This is a genomic window from Thermosynechococcus sp. Uc (assembly GCF_029335995.1).
Classification (GTDB): domain Bacteria; phylum Cyanobacteriota; class Cyanobacteriia; order Thermosynechococcales; family Thermosynechococcaceae; genus Thermosynechococcus.
On record NZ_JARJMS020000065.1, the window covers coordinates 24,660 to 31,421 of the forward strand.

A 6,762-nucleotide genomic window follows, 5' to 3' on the forward strand; every position below is an offset into this window, starting at 1 on the left:
TACTAGAAGCTGGCCTTCAACCAAGAAATGGGAATAGAGAGCAGCTTGCGCCAACTAGAGACAAAAGCGCGCCGATTAAAGACATCGTAATCGTTGGCTTCGATGACATCAAGAATTTGGCGATAGAGCATCAACGCTGACCACACAGGCCAACGGGCATCCCTCTCTAAGTAGGTAATACCCACCTCTGCTTGCCGATAAAATTCTCGCGCCCGCTGAATTTGCCAGCGCATCAGTGCCCGCCAGCGATCGTCAATAACTCCCCGCTGCAAATCTTCCTCGGTGTAATGAAAAGCAGCTAAATCCTCTAGGGGCAAATAAATTCGTCCCCGCCGCATATCTTCTCCCACATCCCGCAGGATATTGGTGAGCTGATTGGCAATGCCGAGGGCAATCGCTTGATCTTTGAGGGTGCCTTTGGCCTGATAGGGATCCACCCAAGGGGAGCACAGGCGATCGCTATAGGGATTGCCGCCCATGACCTCAAGGGACATCAGGCCCACCGTACCCGCCACGCGGTAGCAGTAGAGTTCTAACTCGGCAAAGGTTTCATAGCGACTGCGGTGCAGATCCATCCGCTGACCCGCAATCATGTCCCGAAAGGGCTGGATGTCGAGGGGGTATTGTTCCAGCGTTGCCGTCAGGGCTAAGTCCATGCCATCGTGGGGGCGACCGGCAAAAATGTCCTCCAGGCGAGCTTCCCACTCATCGAGAGTGGCCATCGTTGTCGTTGCTGCTTGGGGACCATCCACCAGTTCATCGGTGCGCCGACACCAGACGTAAATTGCCCAAATGGCACGGCGCTTGGCGGGGGGCATCAACAGTGTGCCGAGGTAAAACGTCTTGGCGTAGGTGGCGGTTACCTGACGACACAACTCGTAGGCTTCGTCGAGGGAAATCAGAGGAGGAACGTACTCGGCTCTAGGCAGTTGCAGCATTGGCGACAGTCTGAGTAGAGGGTTTGGGGGGCTGTGGGGCGTTGCTCTCTGCGAGCCGCTTCGCGATCGCCTGCGCCGTTAGCTTACCAGAAAGAACTGCCCCTTCCATACTCCCAAGGTACGGCTGCATTGTATAGCTCCCCGATAGGAAGAAGTTGGGAATGGGTGTGACCTGATCTGGACGAAAGGCTTGGCGACCGGGGGTGGCTTTATAGACTGAGCGCGGGGTTTTCACCACCGCTGTTTTCAGCACTTTAGCAGGTTCTGGCAAGTGATTGGGGAAGAGCTTGGCCAGTTCAGCAAGGGTGGCTTCAACAATTTCCCCATCGCTGCGGCCAATCCACTCGGCAGCAGGGGCTAGTACCAGCTCCAGCATTGACTTGTCAGGATCTGCATAGCCCTTGCAGGTTTCGCTCATGTCGGCATAGACACTCAACAGGGGCGATCGCGAGAAAAGGAGATGATCTACGGTCGGCAATTTGCGATCAAACCAAATCTGAACGTTGATTACAGGAACACCTTCAAGGCCATTGAGTTTCTGGAAAAAGGGCAGGTCTTGCCACGGCTTCGGCAGCAGTAATTTAATTGCATCCACCGACAGGGCACAGACATAGGCATCCGCTGTCACCTCAAAGCGCTGCTGCCCCTCGCAATCGGCCATGACAAAGGAGCGCACAGACAGATCCTCATTGAGAACAATCTCCCGCAGAGCCACATTGGTGTGCACTTCACCGCCGCGCGCCGTAACGTAATCCACAATCGGCTGACACAACCGTTCGGGGGGGGCTCCATCCAAGAAGGCAATTTTTGAGCCATAGCGTTCCCGCAGGAAGCGGTTCATCGCCGTCAGGGGAATCGTTGCTGAGACTTCATCGGGGTTTAGAAACGTCAGTGCCTTAGAAGCAGCAATAAAAATATCGGAGTTCACCCGCTCATCAATTCCTTGGCGTTGTAGCCATTCAAGCAGTGTGTATTTGTCCATTGCTTCGACGTATTTTTGACCGCGAAGGATCGCTGGCCACAGGCCTAATGCAAAGCGGAACTTCTGCTCCCAGGTCAGCATATCGTTGTTGCGCAAAATGGACAGCAGCACATTAAAGGGAGCAGGAATGTCGGGGACATCAAACCACGAGAACACCCCCGGCTTTTCTGGTTGGTTAAAAATCAGGGCATGGCGTTTCCATTGCAAGCGATCGCTAATTCCCAATTCCCCAAGGAGTTGCAACATATTGGGGTAGGCACCAAAAAAGGCATGTAAGCCCGTTTCTACCCAGTCGCCATCGGCATCCTGCCATGCCGCCACCAAGCCCCCAAGGACATTGGCACGCTCAAAGACGATGGGGGTATGTCCCGCATCCACTAGATACTTGGCACAAGCTAAGCCCGCTAGGCCACCACCGGCAATTGCAACTCGCATGAATGACGTTACCCTAACTGACGAAGATGAAGGCAGTCCCCAAAAGAGACAAAAAACTGTTCATATTATATTTACAAAACGTTACGCAGACACCGACCTTAGGCTAATGTTGGAGTTGAATTTGCCAAATAGACTGTACTTCCCATTGGACCAAGGTAACGGCAGAGGTAAGGAGAAAAGACTTCATAGATGAGGGTAATGGGACGGCGATCGTGCCAAAAGAGGTAATGTCGCCCCCAAAAAGGCCCCGGTTCACCAAAGGCGGCAGCCAGGGTTTCAGAGTGCCCTAAATATACCGCCTGAATATCGCGATAAAGCTCCACTTTGCGCTGGGCAAGGTTCGTCCAAATGGGCATGGCGCGATTTTGCAAATACTCATCCACATGGGCGGCTTCCCACCAGGAGGTGGCATAGGCAAGGCGTTGACCTGAGGCGGTTCGTAACCACACTTGACGCCGTAGCCGAGGACCTGGAATCAGTTGCAGTTGTACCGGGGCGCGATCGCTGGCGTGGCCAATAGCAGACATATCAATCACATCCACTTCCGTAGTTTCACCGGTCAGCAGTTGTAAGTGGCGAGTGGGGGAGCCATCCCCTAGAATCAGCATTTGCCACGCAGGTGCTAAAAGATCATGGGGCAATCCTTGAGCGATCGCTACTGCATCCCCCTGCCAAATGGGCTCAAGGGCATACCAAGGGCTAGAGCAGGTGGAGGGCAACGGCAAAACAGTCAAGGACGTGACACACTGCTTAACAAAACTTCGCTAATTGTAGCAAGGATTTTATCCACGGTTCAGGATGGCACGCAAGGCTAAGACCTAGAATACAGTCATAATGAGCGGTTACCTCAGGGCAATTTCTATGGCAACCACATCGGCATCTACCCTTGAACTAACACCGGAACAAACGGCCATTTGGATTAAGGGACTCTTGAGTATTGCCTGTGCCGATGGTCACTTTGATCTTGAAGAGAAACAACTCATTGCCGGCCTAATTCGTGAGGAAATTGCCCCAGAAATTGATCTTGAGCATTTTGCCCCCGCCACTGATGAAGAATTGGCGGCAACCTTTGGTGGCGATCGCGCCCTTGCGGAAAATTTCCTGCGCACAGCCGTCATGGTGGCACTTGCCAATGGCGTTTACTCCCAATCGGAAGAGGCTGAACTGCAACGCTTCTGTCGCGCCCTAGGACTGGAAATTGATGCCCTTGAATCTCTGAAATATACTCTCGATGGTCAGCACGAGAGCAATGAACAAACGCTGCGCCTATTGGATCCTGTGCGCCACTGGCTTGATGGTTTGGAAGTCAAAAATGCCAAGGTGGCTCGTTTTCTCTGCCGTCTGATTCCTCCCCAATGCCCCTTTGAGCGCGACATTATCCTCTTTGGTCGCAAGATTGTTCATATCCCCCCTCTTTGTAAACTCAATCCCCTTTATGATCAATTAGTGGGGTTGCGCTTCCGCTCGCTTGCCTATTTGGCCGACGAGTGTGGTGAAGATATTACCCCTTACTGTTAGATAGTGCTGACCCGTTTAGATGCCCAACCCAACAAAACCGAAAATTGCCTTTGCCCACCTTGGCTGTGATAAAAACCGCGTGGATACAGAGCACATGATTGGTCTCCTTGCGGCAGCGGGCTATGGCGTGGGTACCGATGAAGCCGAAGCCGACTACGTTATTGTCAATACCTGTAGCTTTATCCAAGCCGCCCGTGAAGAGTCCGTGCGCACCCTAGTAGAACTGGCGGAGGCCAATAAGAAAATTGTAATTACAGGCTGTTTGGCACAGCACTTTCAAGGGGAACTCTTGGCGGAGCTTCCTGAGGCAGTGGCGGTTGTTGGCAGTGGGGATTATCACCACATTGTCGAGGTAATTGAGCGGGTAGAAAGGGGCGAGCGGGTGCAGCAAATCAGTGCTGTCCCCACCTACATTGCCGATGAAACCGTTCCTCGCTACCGTACCACGCCGGAGCCTGTGGCCTATCTGCGCATTGCCGAAGGTTGTGACTATCGCTGTACTTTTTGTATTATTCCCCAGTTGCGGGGCAACCAGCGATCGCGCTCCATTGAATCCATTGTCAACGAAGCCCAGCAGCTAGCCGCTGAGGGGGTACAAGAAATCATCCTTGTTTCCCAAATTACGACCAACTACGGGATTGATCTTTATGGCCAGCCCCAACTGGCAACGCTGATTCGCGCCCTTGGCAAAGTGGACGTGCCTTGGATTCGCCTGCACTATGCCTATCCCACCGGGCTGACACCTGAAGTAATTGCAGCGATGCGGGAAACACCCAACATCCTGCCCTATCTAGACTTGCCGCTGCAACATTCCCACCCTGAAATTCTGCGGGCAATGAATCGGCCTTGGCAGGCGGGGGTCAACGATCGCCTGATGGAGCGGCTGCGGCAGGACTTACCCGAAGCGGTGATGCGCACGACCTTTATTGTGGGTTTCCCCGGTGAAACCGAGAGCCAGTTTGAACATCTCTGCCAGTTTGTGCAGCGGCATGAGTTTGACCATGTGGGGGTCTTTACCTACTCCGCGGAGGAAGGCACTGCTGCCTATGAGCTGCCCGATCAGATCCCCGAGGCGATCAAAATGGCGCGGCGCGATTGCCTGATGCAACTGCAACAACCCATTGCTCAGCGCAAAAATGCCGCCGAGGTGGGCAAGACAGTGCCTGTGCTCATTGAACAGGAAAATCCGCAAACGGGGGAATTGATTGGCCGCTCTCCCCGCTTTGCCCCTGATGTGGATGGTGTAGTTTATGTCAAAGGCAGTGCCACCTTGGGCACAATTGTCCCTGTAAAAATTACCGCTGCCGATGTTTACGATCTGTACGGCATCATCCCCGCCTAAGTTCGGTTTTACCCCTAGGCGAATTGCCAACGTTGGGGCTATGGTCAAGGCAGTTGGGGACGTTGTATCGGCTGCTATGGGACGCTCGCATTCCGCCATCGATGGTGATGATCGCCGTGCCAGCGATCGCTTTTGGCAGTGGCAAGCGGGGGTGGCTGCTCTAGAAAAATTATTGGCAGTAATGCATCCCATTGATGGCTTTTTAGTCTCCTTCCCCAGTCCGATTGTCAAAGATTCCCACCTGAAAACCTATGTCCTCATGCCCCAGGGGCGATCGCTCCCCTCCTTGCCCCCCACAGACGCCAATCCTGCTTTCCCGGCAATGACCTTTTTGCCCTCAGTGAGGGAGGGAATGAGTTCTTTTTGCCTGTTGCTGAGTCCAGAGGTCAATCTTTTGCTGGTCTATCAAGGGGAGCGAGGATTGCATTTTTCTTTTGATCCAGAGGAAATTCATGCCTTTTGGCAGCAGCTACGGCAGCAACTTCCTTTAACTGAGCTTCACCCCATTGATCAATGGTTTACCAGTGCGACTATGGTTCCCCCCAGCTATCGCTTGGTGAGTGAATTTGCGCAATGGTTGTTGGAGTACAGTTACCCTGAGGCCGTCCCCCTGAGTGTGACTGCAACCCCTATGGCCGCTGCTGACATTAGCCTCCTGCAAGCCCTTGCCCACGAGGTGCGCACTCCTCTCACAACCATCAATACCTTTATCCAATTGCTACAACGGCAAGAGAATTTACCCCAGCGCACGTACCAGTATCTGCAAAAGATTGGTCAAGAGATTCAAGATCAAATCACCCGCTTTAATCTTCTGAGTGATGCTGCAGAAATATTCACAAGTCCTAGCCCTAAGCCCCCCCTTGCTTTTGGCCAAACCCACTTGGCGGAACTCTTTATAACAAACTTGACCCGCTGGCAAAAACAGGCGGCGCGCCGTCAAGTTAAACTCACGGTGGATTGTCCATCAGATTTGCCCGTTGTCCTCAGTAATCCAACGTCCTTGGATCAGGTGTTGACAGGATTAGTCGAGTACTACAGCCAAACCCTTGCCCCTGAGAGTGAACTCCAGTTAGTGGTACAACGGGCAGGACAGCACGTAAAGCTAGAATTGCGATCGCCCCAGTACAAATACCGCAGTGATCTTGCCGTCTTGGGGCACTTTCTCCTTTGGCATCCGGCAACAGGGCAACTGAGTCTAAATTTTGAAGCTGCCAAACTGTTGATTGAGGCGGTGGGTGCTAAAGTGATTCAACGGCGGGATCGCCAAGCAGGAGAAATTCTCACCCTTTATTTGCCAATTGCCGAAGACAGTGGCTGACACTGGGGGCAATAGTGACTGGAGCGTCCGCCCAAGCGCAGCCGTTCAATTGTTGTGCCACAGATTCGGCAGACCTCCCCTTTGCGACCATAAACCCATGCCTGACCCCCATAGTGACCATTCACTCCCTCTGGAGTGACAAAGGTGCGAATCGTCGTACCACCCGCTGCAATTCCTTCCTGCAACACTTGGCGAATGACTTGGTGCAGACGAGCAATCTGCTCTAGCG

The 6,762-nt window shown here is 53.1% G+C and carries 7 protein-coding genes; 3 read left to right on the forward strand and 4 right to left on the reverse strand.

From position 1 onward, the window contains the following. Positions 1-2: 2 nt before the first annotated feature. The 3 genes from P3X23_RS07435 to P3X23_RS07445 form a co-directional block, all read right to left on the reverse strand. Positions 3-938: a phytoene synthase gene (locus tag P3X23_RS07435; protein ID WP_300874855.1), complete on the reverse strand. Its 936-nt coding sequence runs from the start codon at positions 936-938 to the stop codon at positions 3-5. After that, positions 922-2,355: a 15-cis-phytoene desaturase gene (pds, locus tag P3X23_RS07440; protein WP_300874858.1), complete on the reverse strand. Its 1,434-nt coding sequence runs from the start codon at positions 2,353-2,355 to the stop codon at positions 922-924. The genes P3X23_RS07435 and pds overlap by 17 nt, the downstream gene beginning before the upstream one ends. A 98-nt stretch (positions 2,356-2,453) precedes the next feature. After that, complete coding sequence (locus P3X23_RS07445) at positions 2,454-3,089, reverse strand: chorismate lyase (protein WP_300874861.1); 636 nt, start codon at positions 3,087-3,089, stop codon at positions 2,454-2,456. Between the two features lie 127 nt (positions 3,090-3,216). Between P3X23_RS07445 and P3X23_RS07450 the strand changes: the two genes are divergently transcribed. From P3X23_RS07450 to P3X23_RS07460, 3 genes are all read left to right on the forward strand, one after another. Continuing rightward, positions 3,217-3,873 (forward strand): Mo-dependent nitrogenase C-terminal domain-containing protein, encoded by a 657-nt coding sequence (locus tag P3X23_RS07450; RefSeq protein ID WP_300874864.1) that lies wholly within the window; start codon positions 3,217-3,219, stop codon positions 3,871-3,873. Positions 3,874-3,892: 19 nt separating this feature from the next. Then, positions 3,893-5,215 carry a 30S ribosomal protein S12 methylthiotransferase RimO gene (gene rimO / locus P3X23_RS07455; protein ID WP_300874867.1) on the forward strand — a complete coding sequence of 441 codons (1,323 nt, stop codon included), beginning with the start codon at positions 3,893-3,895 and terminating at the stop codon, positions 5,213-5,215. 76 nt (positions 5,216-5,291) lie between these two features. Continuing rightward, a complete protein-coding gene (locus P3X23_RS07460; RefSeq protein WP_300874870.1) occupies positions 5,292-6,533 on the forward strand; it encodes a histidine kinase dimerization/phospho-acceptor domain-containing protein in 1,242 nt (413 codons plus the stop codon). Here the strand turns inward: P3X23_RS07460 and P3X23_RS07465 are convergent. Then, positions 6,503-6,762: zinc finger domain-containing protein (locus tag P3X23_RS07465; RefSeq protein WP_300874875.1), on the reverse strand; the 260-nt coding region annotated here is incomplete at its 5' end. The two genes, P3X23_RS07460 and P3X23_RS07465, sit on opposite strands and share 31 nt — an antisense overlap.

Bases quoted from the DNA above. Each gene is read 5' to 3' on its own strand.
- pds (WP_300874858.1), bottom strand. From the start codon at position 2,355: ATGCGAGTTGCAATTGCCGGTGGTGGCCTAGCGGGCTTAGCTTGTGCC.
- P3X23_RS07460 (WP_300874870.1), top strand. From the start codon at position 5,292: ATGGGACGCTCGCATTCCGCCATCGATGGTGATGATCGCCGTGCCAGC.
- P3X23_RS07435 (WP_300874855.1), bottom strand. From the start codon at position 938: ATGCTGCAACTGCCTAGAGCCGAGTACGTTCCTCCTCTGATTTCCCTC.
- rimO (WP_300874867.1), top strand. From the start codon at position 3,893: ATGCCCAACCCAACAAAACCGAAAATTGCCTTTGCCCACCTTGGCTGT.
- P3X23_RS07450 (WP_300874864.1), top strand. From the start codon at position 3,217: ATGGCAACCACATCGGCATCTACCCTTGAACTAACACCGGAACAAACG.